At 63.0% G+C, this 19898-nt stretch carries 20 protein-coding genes; 8 read left to right on the top strand and 12 right to left on the bottom strand.

Going from position 1 to position 19898, the window contains the following annotated elements; genetic code table 11:
- Positions 1 to 107: 107 nt before the first annotated feature.
- The 5 genes from RCO31_RS23890 to RCO31_RS23870 form a co-directional block, all read right to left on the bottom strand.
- A complete protein-coding gene (locus RCO31_RS23890; RefSeq protein ID WP_308971035.1) occupies positions 108 to 1274 on the bottom strand; it encodes a M20 aminoacylase family protein in 1167 nt (388 codons plus the stop codon).
- Between the two features lie 234 nt (positions 1275 to 1508).
- Positions 1509 to 2741, bottom strand: coding sequence for a cytochrome P450 (locus RCO31_RS23885; protein WP_308971034.1), 1233 nt, complete (start codon positions 2739 to 2741; stop codon positions 1509 to 1511).
- Positions 2742 to 2873: 132 nt separating this feature from the next.
- Positions 2874 to 4490: a glycosyltransferase family 39 protein gene (locus RCO31_RS23880; protein ID WP_308971032.1), complete on the bottom strand. Its 1617-nt coding sequence runs from the start codon at positions 4488 to 4490 to the stop codon at positions 2874 to 2876.
- A gap of 154 nt (positions 4491 to 4644) precedes the next feature.
- Positions 4645 to 5346, bottom strand: coding sequence for a ribonuclease HII (locus RCO31_RS23875; protein ID WP_308971030.1), 702 nt, complete (start codon positions 5344 to 5346; stop codon positions 4645 to 4647).
- A gap of 90 nt (positions 5347 to 5436) precedes the next feature.
- Positions 5437 to 6579 (bottom strand): PA0069 family radical SAM protein, encoded by a 1143-nt coding sequence (locus RCO31_RS23870; protein WP_308971029.1) that lies wholly within the window; start codon positions 6577 to 6579, stop codon positions 5437 to 5439.
- Positions 6580 to 6777: 198 nt separating this feature from the next.
- On the opposite strand from RCO31_RS23870, the gene RCO31_RS23865 reads away from it, so the two are divergent.
- From RCO31_RS23865 to RCO31_RS23850, 4 genes are all read left to right on the top strand, one after another.
- Positions 6778 to 7056, top strand: coding sequence for a DUF3551 domain-containing protein (locus RCO31_RS23865; protein ID WP_308971028.1), 279 nt, complete (start codon positions 6778 to 6780; stop codon positions 7054 to 7056).
- Between the two features lie 56 nt (positions 7057 to 7112).
- On the top strand, positions 7113 to 7373 hold the full coding sequence (locus RCO31_RS23860) for a DUF3551 domain-containing protein (RefSeq protein ID WP_308971026.1): 261 nt from the start codon (positions 7113 to 7115) through the stop codon (positions 7371 to 7373).
- Positions 7374 to 7470: 97 nt separating this feature from the next.
- Positions 7471 to 8043 (top strand): glycosyl transferase, encoded by a 573-nt coding sequence (locus RCO31_RS23855; RefSeq protein ID WP_308971025.1) that lies wholly within the window; start codon positions 7471 to 7473, stop codon positions 8041 to 8043.
- Positions 8044 to 8094: 51 nt separating this feature from the next.
- Positions 8095 to 9039 carry a bifunctional helix-turn-helix transcriptional regulator/GNAT family N-acetyltransferase gene (locus tag RCO31_RS23850; RefSeq protein WP_308971024.1) on the top strand — a complete coding sequence of 315 codons (945 nt, stop codon included), beginning with the start codon at positions 8095 to 8097 and terminating at the stop codon, positions 9037 to 9039.
- 430 nt (positions 9040 to 9469) lie between these two features.
- Here the strand turns inward: RCO31_RS23850 and RCO31_RS23840 are convergent, their stop codons facing one another.
- The 3 genes from RCO31_RS23840 to RCO31_RS23830 form a co-directional block, all read right to left on the bottom strand.
- Positions 9470 to 9814 (bottom strand): HIT domain-containing protein, encoded by a 345-nt coding sequence (locus RCO31_RS23840; protein ID WP_308971023.1) that lies wholly within the window; start codon positions 9812 to 9814, stop codon positions 9470 to 9472.
- Complete coding sequence (gene moaB / locus RCO31_RS23835) at positions 9814 to 10371, bottom strand: molybdenum cofactor biosynthesis protein B (protein WP_308971022.1); 558 nt, start codon at positions 10369 to 10371, stop codon at positions 9814 to 9816. The genes RCO31_RS23840 and moaB overlap by 1 nt, the downstream gene beginning before the upstream one ends.
- A gap of 87 nt (positions 10372 to 10458) precedes the next feature.
- Complete coding sequence (locus RCO31_RS23830; protein WP_308971021.1) at positions 10459 to 11400, bottom strand: neutral zinc metallopeptidase; 942 nt, start codon at positions 11398 to 11400, stop codon at positions 10459 to 10461.
- A 251-nt stretch (positions 11401 to 11651) separates the two neighbouring features.
- On the opposite strand from RCO31_RS23830, the gene RCO31_RS23825 reads away from it, so the two are divergent.
- Positions 11652 to 12785 carry a site-specific DNA-methyltransferase gene (locus RCO31_RS23825; RefSeq protein WP_308971020.1) on the top strand — a complete coding sequence of 378 codons (1134 nt, stop codon included), beginning with the start codon at positions 11652 to 11654 and terminating at the stop codon, positions 12783 to 12785.
- A 97-nt stretch (positions 12786 to 12882) separates the two neighbouring features.
- Here the strand turns inward: RCO31_RS23825 and RCO31_RS23820 are convergent, their stop codons facing one another.
- On the bottom strand, positions 12883 to 14229 hold the full coding sequence (locus RCO31_RS23820; protein WP_308971019.1) for an adenylosuccinate lyase family protein: 1347 nt from the start codon (positions 14227 to 14229) through the stop codon (positions 12883 to 12885).
- 180 nt (positions 14230 to 14409) lie between these two features.
- On the opposite strand from RCO31_RS23820, the gene RCO31_RS23815 reads away from it, so the two are divergent.
- From RCO31_RS23815 to RCO31_RS23805, 3 genes are read left to right on the top strand one after another with little or no spacing between them, the layout of a single operon-like run.
- A complete protein-coding gene (locus RCO31_RS23815) occupies positions 14410 to 15216 on the top strand; it encodes a GntR family transcriptional regulator (RefSeq protein ID WP_308971017.1) in 807 nt (268 codons plus the stop codon).
- A gap of 39 nt (positions 15217 to 15255) precedes the next feature.
- Entirely contained in the window at positions 15256 to 16260 is a 1005-nt protein-coding gene (locus RCO31_RS23810) for a tripartite tricarboxylate transporter substrate binding protein (protein ID WP_308971016.1), read from the top strand.
- Positions 16261 to 16267: 7 nt separating this feature from the next.
- On the top strand, positions 16268 to 17545 hold the full coding sequence (locus RCO31_RS23805) for a flavin-dependent oxidoreductase (protein WP_308971015.1): 1278 nt from the start codon (positions 16268 to 16270) through the stop codon (positions 17543 to 17545).
- Here the strand turns inward: RCO31_RS23805 and RCO31_RS23800 are convergent.
- From RCO31_RS23800 to RCO31_RS23790, 3 genes are read right to left on the bottom strand one after another with little or no spacing between them, the layout of a single operon-like run.
- Positions 17532 to 18077 carry a nuclear transport factor 2 family protein gene (locus RCO31_RS23800; protein WP_308971013.1) on the bottom strand — a complete coding sequence of 182 codons (546 nt, stop codon included), beginning with the start codon at positions 18075 to 18077 and terminating at the stop codon, positions 17532 to 17534. The genes RCO31_RS23805 and RCO31_RS23800 overlap by 14 nt on opposite strands.
- Positions 18078 to 18099: 22 nt before the next feature.
- A complete protein-coding gene (locus RCO31_RS23795; protein WP_308971012.1) occupies positions 18100 to 19077 on the bottom strand; it encodes a tripartite tricarboxylate transporter substrate binding protein in 978 nt (325 codons plus the stop codon).
- A gap of 32 nt (positions 19078 to 19109) precedes the next feature.
- On the bottom strand, positions 19110 to 19868 hold the full coding sequence (locus RCO31_RS23790; RefSeq protein WP_308971011.1) for an SDR family oxidoreductase: 759 nt from the start codon (positions 19866 to 19868) through the stop codon (positions 19110 to 19112).
- Between the last annotated feature and the right edge of the window lie 30 nt (positions 19869 to 19898).

The following is a 19898-nucleotide window of genomic DNA, read 5'->3' as shown; positions in this document are numbered from 1 at the left end:
GTTATTGTCCGGCCGCATCAGCGGCGGCCGACTTCTAGAGCATTTTCCGAAGTGGACACCGGTTTTTCCGCAGAAAATGCGATCAAACAAAGAAGCTCGTGTCGGATTTATCGGCTCGGACTGAGCCGGCGCTCGACGATGCGCGCCATCAGGCTGGCGCCGATCGGGATGATCGCATCGTCGAAGACGAACTCCGGATTGTGCACCGGCTTGTCGCAGGCATGCCCGACCCAGCAATAGGCGCCGGGCGTCACCCGCAACATGTCTGCGAAATCTTCGCTGCCCATCACCGGCTCGACGGCGGTCGACAGATTCTCGTCGCCGACGATCTCGCGCGCGACATCCGCATAGGCTTCCGTCTGCTCCGGATGGTTTTCCAGCACCGTGAAGATGTCGCGCGAACTGACCTCGACGTCGACGCCGTAGGTCGCGGCGACACCGGCCGCGATTTCCTTCATGCGCTTGCGTACCAGCGCCCGCGCATCGTCCGAGAACGCCCGCACGGTGCCGGAGATTGTCGCGTCCGCCGGAATGACGTTGTAGGCGGAGCCTGCATGGATCTGCGTCACCGAGACGACCAGCGGCGTACGCGGATGATTGTTGCGGCTGACGATGGTCTGCAACGCCTGCGCAACTGCGACAGCAGCAATGATTGGGTCGCGTGCCTCGTTCGGCCGCGCGCCGTGGCTGCCACGTCCCTTGATGTGGAAATCGAAAAAATCCGCGCCTGCCATTGCTGCGCCCGGAAACACCGCCACCCGACCCGGCTTGCGGTTCGGCGCATTGTGCAGCCCGTAGATTTCATCGCAGGGGAACTTCTTGAACAGGCCGTCCTGGAGCATCGCCCGCGCTCCGCCGAGCCCCTCCTCGGCCGGCTGGAACACGAACACGGCGGTGCCGGCGAAATCGCGTGTTTCGGCAAGATAGCGCGCCGCGCCGAGCAGGATGGTGGTGTGGCCGTCATGGCCGCAGGCGTGCATCTTCCCGGGCGCCGTCGATGCGTAAGGCAGTCCGGTCTCTTCCTGGATCGGCAGCGCGTCCATATCGGCACGAAGGCCGATGCGGCGATTGCCGTCGTGCCTGCCTTTCAGCTCACCGACAACGCCGGTGCCGCCGATGCCGCGATGAACAGTGATGCCCCACTTTTCGAGCAGATCGGCAACGATGTTCGAGGTGCGAACCTCCTCGAAGCCGATTTCGGGATGGGCGTGAAGATCGTGGCGAATGGCGACAAGTTCGTTCTGATAGTGATTGATCCGTTCGATGACCGGCATTGTTTCGTCCGATGAGATGACCACGCGCGGGTGAAACGGTAGCTTAGCACTGTATGCGGGCGACGAGTCCAGACAAGTTTCGAGGCGCATAACAGGGCTCAGCCTGCGAACGCAGGGATCGCAACACCGTGTCATCAATGAGACGGGAACGCGCTCGTTGACTTTCCGCCAACGACAGCCGCCGGCCGGATCGGCGCCGCGGTCAATCGATACCCTGCCTTCGCAGGGACGCCGCTACCAGCTTGCTGGCAGCGTCTTCAGGCCGCGAAGCACGAAGGTCGGCCGCCACTGCGGGTTGACGACGTCGTCGATCTTCAGGTTCGGCAGCCGCCGCAGCAGCGTCGAGATCGCGACTTCCGCCTCGATGCGCGCGAGCTGCGCGCCGAGACAGAAGTGGATGCCGCCGCCGAACGATTGCGGACGGATGTTCTGTCGCGTGATGTCGAGCTTGTCCGGATTGTCGGGATAGGCGGCTGGATCACGGTTGGCCGAGCCGAGCAGGCACAGAACCGCGTCGCCCTTCTTGATCTCCTTGCCGCCGACCTCGCCGATGTCCTCGAGCGCGACGCGCCCTGTGGTCTGCACCGACGAGTCATAGCGCAGGAATTCCTCGATCGCGTTCTGCATCAATTCCGGCCGACTCTTCAACAGCGCGAGTTGATCGGGATTGCGGTGCAGCGCCAGGAGGCCGTTGCCGATCAGGTTGACGGTCGTCTCGTGGCCGGCGCCGAACAACAGGATGATGTTGGCACAGAGCTCATCGTTGGTGAGCTTGCTGCCGTCCTCCTCCGCCTGCACCAGTTGCGTCGTCAGATCGTCGCCGGGCTCGCGCCGACGCAGTTCGAAGAGCTTGTGGAAATAGGCCAGCGAGTTCTTGTGGCCCTCGTTCGCTTCGTCGATCTCGGCGCGCGACAGCGGCACGGGGTCCAGCAGGCGTCCGCCGGTGCGCTCGCGCTGGAAGAAGATCACGCGGTCCTGCTCTGGAATGCCGAGCATGTCGCAAATCACGATCACCGGCAGGCGAAACGCGAAGTCGGCGATCAGGTCCATGTGACCGTTCTTCTCCACGCGATCGATCGAGTCATCGACAATCGCCTGGATGCGCGGACGCATGTCCTCGACCCGCCGCGCCGTGAACGCCTTAACCACGAGGCCGCGCAGCCGCGTATGATCCGGCGGATCCTGCGTCAGCATCCAGTGACTCATGCTGCGGAACACCGGCTCCTCCATGATGCCAGGACCGTGGCGCGCGATGGTGCGGGACGCGAAATCCTTGCCGAAACGCCTGTCGCGCAGGATCATCGCGACATCCGCGTTGCGGCTCGCGAGATAGGCCTTGAACGGCGTCAGATACATCGGCTCGGTTTCGCGCAGCCGCGCATAGGCCGGATATGGATCGCTGATGAAATCCGGCGACAACGGGTTGAACAACGGTTGAGCGGCGGTGTTGCGAATTGCTTCGTTCATGCGCGTCTCGCGAAAGTTATGACCTTGCGCGAAACCTAAGGCATTCGTGGCTGGCCCGGTACTCGCATTTGCTGCGCTGCAAAGCAGCTGGTCAGGCGACTTCGCCGCAACACGGCCGCGTGAAGACGCGAACTATTGCGCTGCCGCCGCTTGCGACGGCCGCACGATGGCCCAACCGATCCTGAGCAGCGGCTGGCGGCCGTTGAGATAGCGCTCGAACGTTCGCGGCACTTCCGGAACCAATCCCGGAAAACGTCGGGCGATGTCCTCCGGCGGCGTGCCGGCAGTATCGGCTGCCCGCCAGACGACGACACCGCCGGCCTGGTTGAACGCCTGGTACGTCAGCCATGGCGTCTTTTCAGGCGAGGCGTCCAGCAACAGATGCGGTCGGTGCGGAGCGGCGTAGCTGATCAGGGCGGCAAGCTGCGGATCGCCTGCGATCGCCGTCAGCGGCCGGCCAGTGCGGCGCTGAAAGCTGTCGGCAAAGAATGCGCCGATCTCGCGTGCCGGCAGCATGGTCCGTACCTCAGTGCCGAGAATCCAGGGCTGCGTCAAAGTGATCGCAATCATGAACAGCGCCGGTGCCGCGACGATCCAGGCCCAGACGAGGCGGAGAAGACGCTGGCGCCGCAGATAGATGATGTCGCCCGCCGCGACCACCACGGCGAGGCCGGACAGCAGCAGCATCGTTCCATTGCCGGGCATGAGCGATGGCGTGTTGAAAAGCGCCGCAAGAATGCTGAACAGCGCCGGCGGCAGTATGGCGAAGCAGTAGACGAAGTTGCGACCGAGCGGATCGACTGCAGGTCGATAGATCACCGGCGCCCACTCCACTCCACCAGTCAGGCGCCGCAGATTGAAGATGACCACCAGCGCGACGCCTGCGAGTGCGAATGCGAGGCCGCCGATGATGTCGAGCCAGCGCGAGAGTCCGTCCTGCAGCACAAGACCCTTCAGTATCACGTCGTGGCCGACGCCGGAGCGTATGACAAACATGACATAAGGCGCCACCAGCGCGATCACGACGATCAGAGCGAACAGCGGATCGAACGACGCAAGCGCACGACGGCCCCGCGCGGTCGCGAGCGCAAACAGCGCGAGCATGGTCAGCATCAGCGGGGCGGCATAGGTCGTCAGCAGCAACAGGCTGGCATAGATCGACAGTGCGAACCACGCCTCACGCCGGCGCTCGCCGAAGATGCGCCAACCGTTCAGCAGCGTCAGCGCCCACAGCGGCTGAGCCACGGTGTGCGGACCGAACGCGACGCCGGGGAATGCGAACGCGGTGATCGTTATCGTGAGAAGCACGGCAAGGACGGCGTGCGGCTCCCCGACAATCGCGCGCCCGAGTCGGAAGACCGCCCAGAACGAGACGACGGCGCAGATCTGCGACAAGAGGTAGACGCCGAACATGTGGTTGCCGGCAATGCGGAAAGCGAGGTCGCCCAGCCAGAACGCAAGCGGCGGCCCCCGGACGCTGCCAAGCAGGTATTCCCGTCCGTAGGCAAGGTTCAGAGCGACGTCGCCGGGCGGGCTGGCATAGAGCAGCGTCGGCAGGACGAACCAGAGCGCAGCCTGTGCGAGCACGACCAGCCAGAACACCAGCACTGGCCGCGCGCGGATCAATTCAACGATCAGGGACGTAAAGCGCATGCGGGAGCGGGCGGCCGATGAAACTGCACCCTGTCTGTACGGCGATGGCTCGCCTCCGGCAACACTGGTGCTATCGATTTGACGTTCGTACAGCATTGCCGCGAGTCCCTGGGACGAACGTTAAATTTGGCGCGCGAGCTTCATTGAGGTAGCTGGTGCCTCTTTTGCCTGGTTCTGACCGTCGCAGCTACTCCTGGATGATGCGAACAGTAGAACCGCGGCGCTCGCGGCTTCGCGCCCGCGCGTCTGCTCACGCCGACAGCGGCAAGCCGCCCTGCAGGAGTGCCGCCACCGGTGCGAACAGGCGACGGTGGTGCATCGTCGGCCCCAGACGGCGCAGGGCATCGAGATGCGCCGGCACGGCATAGCCCATGTGGCTCTCGAAGCCGTAACCGGGATGATCGAGCGCGAGCCGACACATCAGCCGGTCGCGCGAGACTTTTGCGACAATGGAAGCTGCGGCGATCGAGGCGACGATCGCATCTCCGCCGATGACGGCGTCGCAGGTGCAAGTGATCTCGAGCTTGTCGCGACCGTCGACGAAGACATGCTCCGGCCGATCGGGCAGCGCATGCACCGCCTTCGCCAGCGCCCAAAGCGAGGCGCGCAGGATGTTGTCGCGCTCGATCCTCGCCACCGAAGCGACAGTCACCGCCACCTGCGCGGTCGCACAGATTTTCTCGAACAGTTCTTCCCGGCGCTCGGCCGTCAGCCTCTTCGAATCGTCGAGGCCCTTCGGAATGCGCTTCGGGTCGAGCACGACGGCGGCTGCGACTACAGGCCCTGCAAGCGGTCCACGCCCCGCCTCGTCGCAGCCGGCGACCAGGCGAATGCCCTTCTTCAATATCGCGCGCTCGCGCCGGAAGGTCGGCGTGGGCGTGTCAACTGCCTTTGCCGCTGCCTTCGTCGCAACCGGAGCTTGAACTGCCGCAGCCTTGTTTGCTCGAATCATCGGCCGATGTTGGCGAAATCGGCCGAACGCCGCAACGGCGCAGCTCAGTTATCGCCGCAATCCACGGCCTCCCAAGGCTCGGAACAAGGCTCAGAACAGGCTCAACTGCCCGCCGCTGTCCTTTGGCCTTTCGAAATGTTCCGTGGTCAGCTTGGCCCGCTTCTTGTTCAATCCGAGCTTGGCGCAGGCGATCTCGAAGCGGCGGCCAATCATCCAGGCCATCGGCCCGCTTCCCTTCATCCGCACGCCCCATTGCGAGTCGTAATCCTTGCCGCCGCGCATGTCACGGATGACCGTGAAAACATGCCTGTACCTGTCGGGATAGTTGGCGACCAGCCATTCGCGGAAGAGATCGCGCACTTCGAGCGGCAACCGCAACAGGATATAGCTCGCCTCCTTGACGCCGATATGCGCCGCCGAATCGAGGATGCGCTCCATCTCGGCGTCGTTCAGCGCCGGGATGACCGGCGACACCATCACCTTGGTCGGCACGCCTGCATCGGACAGCAGCTTGAGCGCTTCCAGCCGCTTCGTCGGGGTCGAGGCGCGCGGCTCCATTGTCCGCGCCAATTTCGCATCGAGCGTCGTCACCGAGATGCCGACCTTGACAAGGTTTCGCGCCGCCATCCGCGACAAGATGTCGAGATCGCGCACCACCAGCGCCGACTTGGTGACGATGCCGACCGGGTGCGAGACCCGATCGAGCACTTCGAGAATACCACGCATGATCTTCAGGTCACGCTCGATGGGCTGATACGGATCGGTGTTGGTGCCGATCGCAATCATGCGCGGCTCATAGCCCGGATGCGCGAGCTCCTTTTCCAGCAGTGCCGGCGCGTCGTGCTTGGCGAATAGCTTCGATTCGAAGTCGAGACCGGGTGATAGCCCAAGATAGGCGTGCGTCGGTCGGGCAAAGCAGTAGACGCAGCCGTGCTCGCATCCCCGGTAGGGATTTATCGAGCGATCGAAGCCGACGTCGGGCGAATCGTTGCGGGTGATGACCTTGCGGGCGCTGTCTGCGCTCACCGTCGTCTTGAACGGAGGCAGGTCTTCGATGCTCTGCCAGCCGTCGTCGAAGGCGACGCGCGCTTCGGCTTCGAACCGGCCGCTTGTATTCGATTGCGCACCGCGCCCCCGCCTGCGCTCGCGTTCGACGGCCGTCTCATTCGCCGGCAAAGGCCCTTCGGCCTCCCGGAGTTCAGTCTGTCGCGATGATGATGCCGACCTTGCCATGACCCGAACCATAGCAAACGATTAGAACATAACAAGAACACAAATATGAGAGGCCCTCGGTTATTCAATACCGGGCACGCCACCCGGCCCTCGCGGCGTTGTGATGGGACAGCGCGAGAGCGACCTTTATTCAGCCGCGGGAAACGACCAAGTCAGCGCTTCCGCCCCTCGCAACGGGCGGCAATCACGGAGAAGAAAATGCGCGTACTCACTTTTGCCGCGGTGCTGGCCGGCTCGGCGTGGATCGCAGCCCCGACGACAACGCCCGCAAACGCGCAAGGTTTCGAGTATCCCTATTGCACGAGCGGCGGCTGGGCGACCGACAATATCTGCCGGTTCTACACGTTCGAGCAGTGCCTGACGTTCGTGCAGGGCGTCGGCGGATCCTGCACGCGCAACCCGCGCGTGGCGGCGCAATACCCTTACGACCAGGATTCGCAAGGCATTCCAGGGCCGCGGAAACCGCACCGGCGTTAACTGAACGCGCGCGCATCCGAAAGCATCGGCATCAGTGGGCCGAAGCTGAGATGGAGATGAGGACATCGACCATGCGCAACTTCATTCTCGGTGCGGCGGCGCTGGCGCTCGCTGGCGTCATCCTGTCGTTCGCGGCCTCGAACGCGGCGCAAGCGCAGGAGTATCCCTACTGTGCATCAGGCACATGGGGCGCGGGTGGCTGCACGTATGCAACGCTCTACCAGTGCCGAGCCTTCATCAGCGGCGCGGGCGGAAGTTGCGTGCGCAATCCGCGCTACACGCCCGATACGAGCAGTTTCGCTCGCAAGCGCCGCTAACCAACCGAGCGGAAACGCCTGCAATCGAGGCTGTTTCCACGCCGAACCGGTGCTAACAGTGCAGTCCATGACATTTCCATGAAGTCGTGGGCCGCCGATGCTGAGCGTTATCATATTGACCAAAGGCGATGAGCGCGGCGTCGTCATGACGCTGGCCGCGCTCGTGCCGGGCGCCGCCGCCGGTCTTGTGCGCGACGTGCTGCTGATAGACCGGGAGGGCGGCGGCGCGATCGAGCGCGTGGCCGACGTCGCCGGTTGCCAGCTCCTCGTCCACCAGGGCACGGATGGCGCGCTGCTGCGAGAAGGCGCGCGGGCCGCGCGATCCAACTGGCTGCTATTCCTGCGCGCCGGCGCGGTTCTCGAAGGCAGCTGGATCGACGAAATCGCGCAATTCATGGAAAGCGCCGCGCTGGCGCCGAAGGCCCGCGCGGCCGTGTTTCGTTACGCGCGTTCGCCGCACGCGGACCTGCGCGTGCGCGATGCGTTCAAGACCGCGCATCGTTTGCTGCTTGGGCCCTCCGCTGACCAGGGCCTGCTGATCGCCCGCGCGCACTACGACGCGCTGGGCGGCCACGCCGCCTCGTCAGAGCGCGCGGAAGCGAAATTGCTCGCGCAATTGCGACGCAAGGACCGCATCCTTCTGCGCAGCCGGATCGTCGCCGGCAACTGATTGACTCGGTCAAATAATTGGTTGATAAAGTCAATCATTGTTCGAGGCACGATGGCCGTGACACGCGCTGAAACTCTGCTGACGGATGTCGCCGCGGTGCGACGTTTCAACCGCTTTTACACGCGCCAGGCCGGGCTGATCGAGCCGAAGCATCTGCACACCGATGTCTCGCTGCCCGAGGCGCGAATTCTTTACGAACTGGCGCAGAACGGGCCGCTCGGACCGACCGATCTTGCCCGCGATCTCGGCATCGATCCGGGTCAGCTGAGCAGGACTGTGCAGGCCTTGCAACGGCGCCAGCTGCTGTCGCGAAAGGTCTCCAGCGCAGACAGGAGGCAGGCCGAGATTGCGCTCACCGCCAAGGGGCGCAAGCTGTTCGCCGAACTCGACAAGCGGTCGCAGCAGTTCGCTCTCGACATCATCGCGCAGTTGCCGGGGTATCGACGTGCAGGCCTGGTTGATGCCATGGGAGAGATCGAGCGCGCGCTCGCCGTCACGTCCCGGCCCGCCGTTAACCTGCGTCCGCACCGTCCCGGGGACATCGGCTGGATCGTCTCGCGCAATGGTGCGCTCTATGCTGAAGAGTATGGCTGGACGATCGAATACGAGGCGCTAGCGGCCGAAATCGCCGGGCTGTTCATCAAGACCTTCGATCCTGAGCGCGAGCGCTGCTGGATTGCGGAGGTCGACGGCAAGACCGTCGGCTCAGTCATGCTCGTCAATGCGGGCAACGGCGTCGGCAAATTGAGGCTGCTGCTCGTCGAACCGCAAGCGCGCGGACTTGGTGTCGGCAAGACGCTGGTCGGCGAGTGCATCCGCTTCGCGCGCGAGGCGGGCTACACATCCATGACCTTGTGGACGCAAAGCATCCTCACCGCAGCGCGCGGTATCTACAAAGCCGCCGGATTCCGCCTCGTGGATGAAAAGCCGCACCACAGCTTCGGCCACGACCTGATCGGCGAGACCTGGGAAATGGATTTGGACCGATCGGCGTAGCTCGTTGCTTTCACGTCGGCGGCCGTCTCGGCCGGCTGCTATATGATCCGCTTGACCCGGCAGGTCGAACACGCGCGTTTGATGACACGCGCTACACCATCGACCACTTTCAAACGAAGTTGTTCAACATCGCAGAAGGCTTTCAGACGACGGCGGGAGCCCGCCTCGCCACATCGAGACAGAAACGCCTGCAACGCTTCTTTGAGGAGTTCATAGATGAAATCTCGTGCGATGCTACTCGCGATGAGCCGTAACGCACGTCACGCCGGCAGCCGCGCCGCTTCACGGCTCGCAATGACCGTTGGGCATCGCCGAGCGTAGCCACACACGTCATTGCGAGCGAAGCGAAGCAATCCAGTCTGAGGTGCCGCACGTGTGACGTTTGCAGTCTGCATTGCCGCGCCGCTTCGCGGCTCGCAATGACGAAGGTTTAGCGTAGCGGCTCGCCGCTGCTGACGTGAAAATGCAGGTGCTTGGAATCCTGATAACGTCCGAGATTGGTGAGAATGCGCGCGGCACCGTGCTCGGCAGTGACGCTTGCTGCCAGCGTCTTCATCACCTCGACCATCTCCAGGAATATCGGCGTGTCGTCCGCCGACAGGGTGACGAACGAGGCAATATGTCTCTTTGGGATGACGACGATATGCACCGGCCAGAACGGGCGCGTGTGGTGATATGCGAGCACGGCATCGCTCTCGTACTCTTTCTTCAGCGGAACGGCGCCCTTCAGCGCGACATCGCAATAGAAATCGTCGCCGGAATAGTCTGACGTCATCAGGCGGTTGCGCCCCTGGCTTTGCCGCGGCGCAGATGCTCGTCGAGTCGCGGCATGATCTCGACGAAGTTGCACGGCTTTGTACGGTAGTCGAGTTGGGCCGCGAGAATGCCGTCCCAGCCGTCACGACAGGCGCCGGGCGACCCCGGCAGGCAGAAGATATACGTTGCGCCCGCAACGCCAGCGGTAGCCCTGCTCTGGATCGTCGAAGTGCCGATCTTGGCATGGCTCAGCATGTGAAAGGCGATCGAGAAGCCGTCCATTCGCTTTTCGAACAGCGGCTCGAGCGCCTCTGGCGTAACGTCGCGGCCGGTGAAGCCGGTGCCGCCGGTGGTGAGCACCACGTCGATGTTGGGATCGGCAATCCAGATCTTGACCTGCGCCTGAATGCGCTCGACGTCGTCTGGCACGATGTTGCGGGTCGCGAGATGGTGCCCGGCCGCCGTGAGGCGCTCGGCAAGCGTCGCACCGGACTTGTCGTCATCCAGCGAACGCGTATCCGAGACGGTCAGCACCGCGATGTTGAGCGGGATGAACTCTCTGGTCTGGTCAGCCATTGGCGAATGCCTTTCGGGGCTGCTGGAGCATTTTCCGGAAAGGTGGACCTCGGCCTTCCGCAAGAAAATGCGACCACCACAACGAATCTAAAGCCGCACGCCGGGTGCAAAGGTATTGCAGGCCTGCACCGACCCCTGCTGGTAGCCGATCATGAACCAGCGGCGGCGCTGTTCGGCGGAGCCGTGCGTGAACGAGTCGGGCACGACGCGACCCTGCGTTCGTCGCTGCAACGTGTCGTCACCGATCGCGGTGGCGGTCTGCAGCGCCGCATCGATATCGCCTTCCTCGAGGAAGTTTGGCCGCTTCTGCTTCTCTCTGTTCACCCAGACGCCGGAGAGACAGTCGGCCTGAAGCTCGACCCTGACCTGAAGCCCGTTGGCCTCGGCGCGGCTGACCTGCTGTTGCTCACGCTGCACCCGCTGGAGAATGCCGAGCACGTTCTGGATATGGTGTCCTGCCTCATGGGCGATGATGTAGGCGGCGGTAAACTGGCACGCCCGACCCGAGCAGCCGCGGAAGCGCGTCTCGATCTCGCGGAAGAAGTTCGTATCGAGGAAGATCTGCCGGTCCGGCGGGCAGTAGAACGGCCCCATCGCGCTTTGCGCCATACCGCAGCGCCCGCCATTGGTGGCGTTGCGGAACAGCACGACGCGCGGGCCGACATATTGTTGGCCGGCCGCGCTGAAGATCTCCGACCAGCGGTCGTCGATTTCGCCGAGCACGCCGGCGATCATGCTGCCCATTTCGTCCTGCGGTGCACCGCGCTTGGGGCTCGACTGTGACGGCCGATCCATTTGCACCGACGGTGCGCCGCCGCCGTTGATGCCGGACAGCATATCTGCGCCACTGATCAGGATGCGCGGATCGATGCCGATGGCCCAACCAAGCAGGCCGAGCACGAGAATGGTGCCGATGCCGAGCCCGCCGCCTCCGATCGGGAGGCCGAACCCACCTCCGCCACCGCCAAAGCCACCGTCGTCGCGCCGGTCGTCGATGTTGTCGCTGCGACGAAAATCATCGTAGCGCATGGCGGCTCTCCTTCATTTTCACTTCAGTTTCGCAAATATCGCCGTCCCTTTTCGCGGCGATATCGGCAGATTGTCATCGACCAATCGATAGCACCAGCAATACCGCGCTAGGCAAAAATTGCCTAGCCAGAAAGATGCTCGTCGTGGTTGCCGATAACCGTGCGTTTACCTCGCTGCGGCAAGGTAGGCCCAGTCGGTTTTAAGTCAGTCCCGCGTCGCCGGCTGCGTCGCCTAAGTCAGAGTTGTGAGTCATGGGTGTGTCGCGTCGCGGGGCGTCTGTAAGGGCGCCCCGCTTCAATTTGGAGTCTGCAGAAGACACCAGCATCATCGTCGGTGATTGCGTCGCCGAGATGTCGAAGCTTCAACCCCGCTCGGTCGATCTGGTTTTTGCCGACCCGCCCTATAACCTGCAGCTCAAGGGCGACCTCAAGCGCCCCGACGAATCCCATGTCGATGCGGTGAACGATGAGTGGGACAAGTTCTCGTCATTCGCCGTTTATGACGATTTCACCCGCGCCTGGCTGCTCGCCTGCCGCCGCGTGATGAAGCCGGCTGCGACGATCTGGGTGATCGGCTCCTACCACAACATCTTCCGCGTCGGCGCGATCATGCAGGATCTCGGCTTCTGGGTGCTGAACGACATCGTCTGGCGCAAGTCGAATCCGATGCCGAATTTCCGCGGCCGCCGCTTCACCAACGCGCACGAAACCATGATCTGGGCGGCGCGCGACGAAAATGCCAAGGGTTACACCTTCAATTACGAAGCCTTGAAAGCGGCCAACGAAGACGTGCAGGCCCGCTCCGACTGGCTGATTCCGCTGTGCACCGGCGAGGAACGTCTAAAGGGCAACGACGGCAAGAAGATCCATCCGACGCAGAAGCCCGAAGGCCTGCTCGCGCGCGTGTTGCTGTCGTCGTCGAAGCCCGGCGATCTCGTGATGGACCCGTTCAACGGCACCGGCACCACCGGTGCGGTCGCCAAACGCCTTGGTCGCCGTTACATAGGCTTCGAGCGCGAGGCGGCTTACGCCGAGGCTGCGCGAACCCGCATCGCGGCGGTCGAGCCTTTACCCGACGCTACGCTTGCTCCGTTCATGACCGCACGGGAGGCGCCACGCGTTGCGTTCTCCGAGTTGATCGAGCGCGGCATGATCCTGCCTGGCACCAGGCTCGTCGACGCGAAGAAGCGACACGGAGCGCTGGTGCGCGCCGACGGCGCGATCATGCTCGGCGACAAGGTCGGTTCGATCCACCGCATCGGCGCTGTGGCGCAGGGCTCCGAAGCCTGCAACGGCTGGACCTACTGGCATGTCGAGACAGGCAAAGGTCTGAAGCTCATCGACGAGTTGCGCGCCGAGATCCGCAGCCAGATGGCCGCAGGCTGACGTCCGTCTTTCCACACGAGGCCGTCGTTCAGCTAACGGCGCCGTGGTCATGGACCACGGCGAGCGATCGGACGCCTCGCATAGCAACAATAAACCATCAACCTCTGCCCGCCACGACGCGATCCACCATCTGCGGCGCCAGCCCGATGTAGTTGGCCGGATTGCACGCGCGGTCTATCCCCTCCATGCCGCCGAGCGCTTCAACCATGACCGGCATGGTCGCCAGTACCTCGGCGAGCGAGCGCTGGTCCGTGGCCGCAACGCGGCACGCCTCATAGACAACCTCGTGCGCATGTTGTCGTCCGAGCTTCGGTGCGGCGGCCATCATCACGGCTTCCGCAACAATGAGGCCTCGACTGATTTCGAGATTGCTGCGCATCCGGTCGGCGTCCACGATAAGACCACCGAGCATGAATTTGGCCTGCGCCAGAGCACCGGCGGTCATGATGAAGCTCTCGGGGATGGCGATCCATTCCGCATGCCACGGCCCGGTCGCACGCTCGAGATCCTGCACCATCGCGTCCAGCATCAATGCAACGTGCTGACGAACTCTCTTCGCACAGGCGACGATCAGCTCGGATGATATCGGATTGCGCTTTTGCGGCATTGTCGACGACGAACCGCGTCCCTTCACGAAAGGCTCCGAGAGCTCGGCGAATTCAGTCGATGTCAGCAAGATGACGTCCGTCGCAATCTTGGCGAGGCTGCCCGTCACCAGGCCTAGAAACGCAACCACCTCCGCCAGCCCGTCCCTGGCCACGTGCCAGGTCGCAACAGGCTGTGCCAGATTCAATTCCCGGCAGAACGCCGATTGTACGGCAAAACCCTGCTCGCCGAGGGATGCGAGCGTACCCGCCGCACCGCCCAGCTGCGCAAGCAGGACACGGTGGCGAAGCTGATCGATGCGCTCGATGTGCCGGTCAATTGTCGAGAGCCAGATCGCGGCCTTATACCCGAACGTGACGGGCAGCGCCTGTTGAAGGTGCGTTCTGCCGGCCATGGCCGTGTCGCGATAGCGCTGTGAAAGGCTCACCAGAATGGACTGGACCTCCAACAGGTCCCGCGCAACGAGATCGAGGGCCTCTCGCGTCTGGAGAATAGTCGCGGTGTCCATGATGTCTTGCGTCGTGGCACCCCAATGAACGTAGCCGCCGGCGTCACCCGCCGCTTCAGCCAACTGGTTGACGACGCCCACGATCGGATAGCCGACGATTTCCGTTTCATGGCGCAACCTGGCGAAATCGATCGTCATCGCCGCGGCCGCGGATGAAATCGCCTGCGCTGCCTGAGCGGGAATGACACCAACCGCCCCCTCGGCTCGCGCCAGCGCGGCCTCGACTGCAAGAAATTGGTGAACCAGCCTCTCATCCGAGAACACCTCCCGCATGGCGGGCGTGCCAAACATGTCACGAAATATCAACGACTCCGCGACGGTGCTCGGCATGGGCTTCTCCTCTTACCTTACCAACGAGGTGTCGCTAAGGCGGTCAAGATCAGTGTCCGGAATATGTCCGAACTTATTTCGGGCTTGTCAATATGTTCGTACTTATCTAAAGCCAAAGGCAATCTTGCTTTCCGCTGACGTCCGACTAACGGCCTTTGATCCTGCAGACGAGATGATGACGTGAGTTTGCAAACACGGTGGGCGTTCGTAGCCAGGTCCCTTGCGCAAAGCTTTGCGGCGGGGGCCTACCCGATCGGCTCGGTGCTGCCGACGGAGATTGAACTCGCGGAGCAGTTCGACGTCAGCCGCGCGACCGTGCGTTCGGCACTGCGGGAACTGCAAGAAGCTGGAATGATTTCCCGGCGGCGAAACGCAGGCACGCGGGTTGAAGCCGCGCGGCCCATCAATGGGCCTCAAAGCTACAACCAGACGTTGGCGACTGTCGAAGACGTCGTGCAGTTCGGCGCACAAACGAAGCGGCATGTACAGGAAATCGCCGACGAGGTCGCTGGCATTCGCCTGGCGCAGTATCTGCAATGTTCTCCGGGCGACGTGTGGTTGCGCGTCTCGAGCATCCGGTCATCGAAGGCATCGTCCGACCAGCCCATTTGTTGGACGGATGTCTATCTCGCTTTTGAATTTGCCGACGTCGTACGATCCAGGATCCGGCGTTTGCCCGGCCTCATAAGTGACCTGATAGAAGAAGGTACAGGTTATCGGGCTTCCGAGATCCGTCAAAGCATTCGCGCAGTCGGGATCCCGACAGCACTTGCCGGTCCCCTCAGGACCAAGCCGGGTTCTCATGCGCTGGAAATCACGAGACGCTATATCGGTCCGAAAGATCGCTGCTTCATCATCAGTCGCAGCGTACATCCCGGTGATCGGTTCTCGTACGAGACACGCCTGTCGCGTCAAACCGCGGACGCTATCCTTGACCAACCGTCCGTCGCCGCAATTGACAACCGTCGAAAGTTGCGTACGTGCTAATCAATAAGTCCGTACATAAGTGAGCGTAAGGAGGAAATAGTGACTGCCAGATTGCTTTCGCGCCGCCGCGTCCTGACGTCAGCCGCAGCATTATCGGCCACCGCCGCCCTGCCGCGCCTTGGCCGGGCCACAGACTGGCGACCGTCGGAAACCGTTCGCGTGATCGTGCCCGCCGCGCCCGGCGGCACGACGGACGTGATGGGACGATTGCTGGCAGCGCACCTGCAGGCTGCCTGGGGCAAGGCCGCGGTCGTGGAAAACCGATCCGGCGGCGGCGGCACCATCGGCACATCGGAAGTCGTGCGGCAGAAGGGCGACGGGCACACCATCCTGGTCGGAAATCCCGGCCCCAACGCGATCGCCTACAGCATCTTCCGAAACATGAACTACAAGGCCGACCAGCTGCAGCCGGTCAGCAACTTGATCCGGATCCCGAACATCGTATCTGCCAATCCGTCGACCGGCATCAAATCGATTGCCGAACTGATCGCCTATATCAAAGCCAATCCCGACAAGCTGACCTACGGTTCGTCCGGCGTCGGGCAAAGCCCTCACCTCACGGGCGCCTGGTTCCTGCAGTTGACCGGATTGAAGATGGTCCATGTGCCTTTCCGGGGCGCAGGGCCGGCGCTGCAGGCAGCTCTCGGAAATGACATCCAGATCCTGTTCGACAATCTTTATCCGTCGCTGCCGCAGACCCAGGAAGGTAAGCTCACTGCGCTGGCGGTGACGACACCAGAGCGAAGCGCACTGGCACCAAACATTCCGACCATGCGCGAGGGCGCGCCGGAGTTGGCGAAATTCGACGTCTCCTCCTGGTTCGGCATTTTCCTGCCGAAAAGCGCGCCTGCTCCGATCGTCGAAGCTCTCAACAACGAGATAAAGGTCTTCCTGGCTCGCGAGGATACCAAGAAGACGATCGAAGCCATGGGCGCACGCACCGATTACGGAACGCCGCAGCAGTTTTCCGACTTCGTGCAGGCCGAAACGGATAAGTTCGCCGCCATCATCAAGCAGGAAGGCCTGCAGATGGACGCGAATTGATCACCTCATGACGGTTCTGATCGCAGGCGGCGGCATTGGCGGGCTGACACTGGCGCTCAGCCTGCACCAGATCGGCGTACCGTGCCGCATCTTCGAAAGCGTGCCGGAGCTGAAGCCGCTCGGTGTCGGTATCAACGTGCTGCCGCACGCCTGCCGCGAGCTGATCGAACTCGGCCTGCTCGAGAAGCTCGACACCGCGGGGGTCGCCACCTCCGAATTGGCCTACTTCTCCAAGCACGGCAAGCCGATCTGGTCGGAGCCACGCGGGCTCGCCGCCGGTTACAAGTGGCCGCAGTTCTCGATTCATCGCGGCATCCTGCAACAGATCCTGCTCGACACGGTCATCGAACGGCTCGGTCGCGACAGCATCCTGAACGGCCATCATCTGTCGCACTTCGAGGAGACCGCATCATGCGTGCGCGCCAGCTTCCTCGATAAGGCTAAAGGCAGGATCGCCGGCGTCTACGACGGCGAACTGCTGATTGCCGCCGACGGCATTCACTCGGCGGTGCGCGAGAAGCTTTATCCCGACGAAGGCCCGCCGATCTGGAACGGCCGCATCCTCTGGCGCGGCATCACCGAAGGTGACGTCTTTCTTTCGGGGCGCACCATGATCATGGCCGGACATCAACATGTGAAGTTCGTCTGCTATCCGATTTCAAACCGCGACGACCGCGGGCGTCAGGAGATCAACTGGATCGCCGAGCGCACCCTCGATCCGACGTACCAGTGGCGGCGCGAGGACTACAATCGCACGGCAAGGCTCGACGAATTCCTGCCATGGTTCGAAGACTGGCGCTTCGACTGGCTCGACGTGCCGGGCCTGATCCGCAACTGCGCTCACGCTTACGAATATCCGCTGGTCGACCGCGATCCGCTTCCACGCTGGACCTTCGGCCGCATCACCCTCATGGGCGACGCGGCGCATCCGATGTACCCGATCGGCTCGAACGGCGCCTCGCAAGCCATTCTCGATGCGCGCACTATCACGCGCGAGTTTCTGGACAAGGGCGTGTCGATCGAGGCGCTCGAAGCCTATGAGGCCGAACGGCGGCCGGCGACGTCCGAACTCGTGTTGCTCAACCGCGGCAACGGCCCCGAACAGGTGATGCAGCTCGTCGAAGAACGGGCACCGGACGGCTTCGAGGTCGTCACCGATGTTCTGTCACGCCAGGAGCTGGAAGGCATCGCCAGCAACTACAAGCGCGTCGCGGGCTTTCAGGTCGATGCGCTGAACGCCAAACCGCCTATCGTGCAGATACCGGGCAGCGTCAGCCGCTTCTGAGCTTTGCTGATCTCAGAAGTTCGTAGACCGGGTCGCTGGGGAAGCAGCCACCGATCGGCTTGCGCAGGCCGAAGCGAGCATCTTCGGACTGCTCAGGCGGGGTCTGCTCCTCGAGCCAGTCATAAACGACGACACGCCTGGCAATGCGCCACTCGCCATCGCGCTTCTCGAACAGGTCGCAATAGCGCCCTGCAAGCATCACCTGGCCAACGCCGCTGTCTTTACGCCGACTGCGTTGCAGCGCGCTGAAGGCACTTTCGACCGCAGCCACGGTTTCGCTTGCGAACTCGATCAGGACATTGCTGATCTGATGGATGTTGCGCGGGCCCGTCGCCGATCCCTGCTTCACCAGTTCGAAGAAGCCTTCGACCGGTCCCGCGTAGCGGCCGTGCTGGTCGGTGGCGTCGGGCCAATAAGCGCTGCGCAGCGCAGCCTCATCGGCCCGATCGATACCGCGGCAGTAACGGTACAGACAGTCGCGGATCGCCTCGCGATCGAGCAACTCGGTCAACTGTCTCGCGGAGACCGCCATGATTCAACTTGCCCCGAAAGCGTCATTCTGCTGTCGCGCCGGAACGCTCCACGACCGTTCTGAACTTCTCGGTTTCCTTGGCGATGAAGTCGCGGGTCTTGTCGGAGCCGAGATCGCCGAGCGGCATGTTGTCGTTCGCATCATAGTACTGAACAACGGACGGATCCTTCAGCGCCTCCCACACCACAGAAGCGAGCTTCTTGACGATGTCCGGCGGCGTTCCTGCCGGCACCGCGATGGTCGACCAGCCGGCGTTCTGCGCATTGGAATAGCCAAGCTCGGCGATGCTCGGCACATCGGGAAAGCCCTTGAAACGTTTGGCGCCTGTCATGGCGATCGCACGCATCTTGCCGGCCTCGATATAGGGCCGCACCACGGCCGGATATTCGATCGACAGGTCGAGCACGCCCGACATCAGGTCGGTCATCTGCGTCGCGCCGGTCTTGTAGGGAACGTGCGTCATCTTGATGCCCGCTTCCGCCTGCAGCAGTTCGGCGCTCAGATGCTGCGCCGTCCCCTGCCCTGGCGAGCCGAAGTTAAGCTTGCCAGGGTTCTTCTTCGCGAACTCGATCAGTTCTGGAAGCGTTTTGAACGGCGCGTCCGGATTGACGACGATCAGCATGTTGGCCTGCGACAGAGCCTGAACGGGCGTGAACGACTTCAGCGGATCGTAGGTCAGCTTGCCCTTGTACAGCGTCGGGTTGACCGCCATCGGCCCGCTCGAGGCATAGAGAATTGTGTAGCCGTCCGGCTTGCTCGAGGCGACGTACTCGGTACCGACGATGCCGCCCGCACCGGGGCGGTTGTCGACCAGCACGGGCTGTCCAGTGATCTTCGACATTGCCTTGGCGACGATGCGCGCGGTGTTGTCGGTGACGCCGCCGGCGCCGAACGGAACGACCCATGTAATCGCCCGGTTCGGGTAGTCCTCCGCCGCGGCGGCTGGCGCCGCAACGGCGATGGACGTGATCAACGCCGTCAGGATGGCCAGGTAGGTCATGCAATTCTTCCTTCTTGTTATCTTCTGCACTCTCAGATGTTGGTCACTGTGATTCCGCCATCGACCGCCATGATCTGCGCGGTCACGAAACCGGCCTCGTCGCCGGCGAGGAAGCAGATCGCCTTGGCGATGTCGTCCACGGTGCCGAGGCGCCCCAGCGGGGTCCGCGCGATGCGCCTCGCGTCCAGCTCGGCATTGCGATTGCGGACGGTGCCCTCGGTCGGCACGGCACTTGGCGCAACTGCGTTCACCCTGATCTTGCGCGCGCCGAGCTCTGCCGCCGCGGCGCGAGTGATCCCCATGACACCCGCCTTGATTCCGCTGTAGACGATGCTGTTCTTGGCTGAAACGAGCCCTGCGACAGACGCAACGTTGACGATGGCACCGCCACGCTCCGCATCCATGACTTCCGCGGCCGCCTGAATGCCCCAGATCACCGCCTTGAAGCCGATGTCGAGCATCCGCTCGATCGTCTCGGGCGCGATGTCCGGCACGGACTGATAACGCACCCACGCCGCGTTGTTGACGAGAATGTCGAACCGGCCCTGCTGTTTGGCAAATCCAAGCACGGCGTTCCGCATGCCGTCCCGCGTCGACACGTTCTGCGTCACCGCGACCGCCCTGCCGCCAAGCCTCTCGATCTCGGCGACGACCTTTTCGACGAATTCCAGCTTCAGATCGTTGACGCCGACGATGGCGCCCATCGAAGCCATGCGCAACGCAGTCGCACGCCCGATGCCGTTTCCAGAGCCGGTAATGAGTGCAACCCGTCCTTCGAGAACCTTGGTCATGTCGAAACCAGTCCTTCTTGCTGTTACGTC

The sequence above is a fragment of the Bradyrhizobium sp. LHD-71 genome (assembly GCF_031157255.1).
Lineage (GTDB): Bacteria > Pseudomonadota > Alphaproteobacteria > Rhizobiales > Xanthobacteraceae > P52-10.
Note: the sequence above shows the minus strand (reverse complement) of the source record. Positions and strands in the feature narration are given on the sequence as shown.